Origin of the sequence: Idiomarina sp. UBA4206 (assembly GCF_002383015.1) — a bacterium.
Lineage (GTDB): Bacteria > Pseudomonadota > Gammaproteobacteria > Enterobacterales > Alteromonadaceae > Idiomarina > Idiomarina abyssalis.
In genome coordinates this window covers 21118-21592 of sequence record NZ_DFTS01000019.1, presented here as the reverse complement: position 1 = coordinate 21592, position 475 = coordinate 21118, and the positions used below count along the sequence as shown (strand labels likewise).

1 protein-coding gene is annotated in these 475 nt (G+C 48.0%); it reads left to right on the top strand.

Features of this window, described 5'->3' with window-relative positions; translation table 11 throughout:
• On the top strand, nt 1–475 hold a 475-nt coding region (locus tag B3180_RS03985), incomplete at both ends, for an efflux RND transporter permease subunit (protein ID WP_286843184.1).

Sequence of the window (475 nt, the reverse complement as noted above, 5' to 3'; positions counted from 1 at the left end):
ATTCAGGTTGACGAAGCCAGTGCAGCCGATCTGGGTGTTTCCGTACAGGATATTGGTATTACGCTCCAGTCGGTACTGGGTCAAAGGCGAGTAACCACTTACCTTGACCGTGGCGAGGAATATGACGTCATGCTGGAAGGTGAAAAAGCCGATTATCGCAGCCCAAGTGCCATAGATAACATTTACGTTCGTTCACGCAAAAGTGACGAACTGATTCCGTTGTCAAACCTGGTGACGATTACTGAGCAGGCTACGTCAGCCCGGCTGAATCGTTATAACCGTATGCGCAGTGTTACCATTGAAGCGAACCTCGCGGAAGGCTACTCGCTGGGTGAAGCTTTGAGTTATCTGGAAGGAGTTGTGCAAGAGAAGCTTCCGGAAGATGTTTCTATTGACTATAAAGGTGAGTCGCAACTTTATAAGGAAAGCGGCAACTCAATCATCTTTGTTTTCGGTCTTGCATTGGTGATCACCT